At 39.4% G+C, this 1,788-nt stretch carries 2 protein-coding genes; both read right to left on the bottom strand.

The window, feature by feature from the left end:
• On the bottom strand, nt 1-227 hold a 227-nt coding region (locus EGI22_RS15550), incomplete at its 3' end, for a transposase zinc-binding domain-containing protein (protein ID WP_255068919.1).
• Nucleotides 206-1,093 (bottom strand): tyrosine-type recombinase/integrase, encoded by an 888-nt coding sequence (locus EGI22_RS15545; protein WP_255068920.1) that lies wholly within the window; start codon nt 1,091-1,093, stop codon nt 206-208. The genes EGI22_RS15550 and EGI22_RS15545, both read right to left, overlap by 22 nt.
• Nucleotides 1,094-1,788 lie beyond the last annotated feature (695 nt).

Below are 1,788 nucleotides of genomic sequence, written 5' to 3'. Positions count from 1 at the left end.
TCCCGTTTCTCGCCCTGACACTTGGGGCAGTGTCGATTTCGACAGGAGTTATAACTTAGGCTAATATTGCCACAACTATCACAGGCATCTATATGGCCACCCAAGGCTGCGGTTCGGCAACGTTTTATGGCCGATAGGGTGCGTAATTGCCATGTATTTATTCCTATATCTTCTACCTTTTCACCCAAGCGATATAGTATATCGGCTACTTCCCACTTGGATTGCATACTACTGGGCAGTATTCAGCAAAAAGCGTATCTAAAGGACTAAAAGGTTTTACTCTACCACTTTGGGCTACGTGTAGATAAATCATCGTGGTCTCGATACTTTCATGACCGAGTAGCCCTTTCAGCGTTACGATATCTGTGCCATCTTCGAGCAAATGTGTCGCATAAGTATGTCTGAGCGTATGTACGTTTACGTGTTTAACTATTCCAGCTTTTTTGGCTGCCTGTCTTACTGCCCATTGTACTCCTTTTTGTGAATATCGGCTATCAAAATCGCCACCTTTGCGATTCTCCAAGGGCTGACCATTAAAGACCCAATCTACAGGATTTTCGGCTCCAATATACTTCTTCAGACCCCTAATAAGATGCTCACTAAGCGGAACATACCTGTCTTTTTTACCCTTTCCTTGATAAACATGGAGCATTTTACGATCAAAATCCAAATCTCTCAATCGGACATTCCTTGATTCAAAACAACGAAGACCGCAGCCGTACAAAAGGCCGATCAAGATTCTATGCTTCAATAAATCAGGTGCATTTAGTAGCCGCCAAATTTCTTCTTTACTAAGCACGACAGGAAGCTTTTTGTCTTTCTTAATACTGGGCAATCCCATATCTATCGGCTTAATGCCTTCTATTTTAAAAAGCAATCTCAAGCCGTAAATTGTAAATTTAAAATAACTCTCGGAGGGTGTTTTATGCTCTTCTTGTACGAGGTTGAGATAGTCCGTTAGTTGGTCTTCATCAAGTTCGGTAGGAATACATTTAAAATGCAGTGCAATCTTAGCTAAATGCCTGATATAGTTGAGATAAGTACTCCGACTTCGACCTAATATCGAAAGTTTCTTCTCAAACTTTTGGTTCAATTCTTTGAATCCCTTAATTTCATTGTCAGCTTGAGCAATTAAAGTGTGTTGTCCCAGCTCTTCAGGCTTTTTTTTGGTGTCATGATTATAAAATTTAATTGGTTTAAATCTAGTATTTCAATCAATATCATGCCAAAAACTACCGAAGGTTTAGTTCAACATCGGTTTGGCAATATGGCGGCTGAAGTGCTTCTATGAAACATTTGTGCAAGGTTCAACGGCAGTAATTCTATTGAACTTTTGTGCTAAAAATCCGCCACATCGCCAAGCCGAAAAACGTTATAAATCATCCAGCATATAAGCCTCGCCCATTAACTTAGTATGCTAACGTGGAAGCACTTATGAAACAATCCCTTAAATTTGAAAACTCATTGCAAGGCCGATTTTAAAACTGTTGCGTAATAGCACGAGCGTCATCCTGGTTGGAGTGTGTGTCATAACTTAAGTGGCGGTTCTGTTCCGATTACTATCAGAATACGAAACCCCGTTCAGAATATTTATTATTCCAAAAGAGCACTCCCTTTGAGTATTTTTTAAATTTAAACTCAAATTTTATGGATCAGAAAAATGAATCATTATCCATGGAAATTGTCAATCCGCATGCTGGTGGAATTGACATAGGTAGCCGTTCTCATTGGGTCTCAGTAGGTCAAAAAGAAAAAGACATCAAAGAATTTGGTGTTTTTAATGAAGAC

Origin of the sequence: Lacihabitans sp. LS3-19, from assembly GCF_024343575.1 — a bacterium.
In the GTDB taxonomy this organism is placed as follows: Bacteria; Bacteroidota; Bacteroidia; order Cytophagales; family Spirosomataceae; genus Leadbetterella.
The sequence above is the reverse complement of the archived record's forward strand: the minus strand, read 5'-3'. Positions and strand labels throughout refer to the sequence as shown.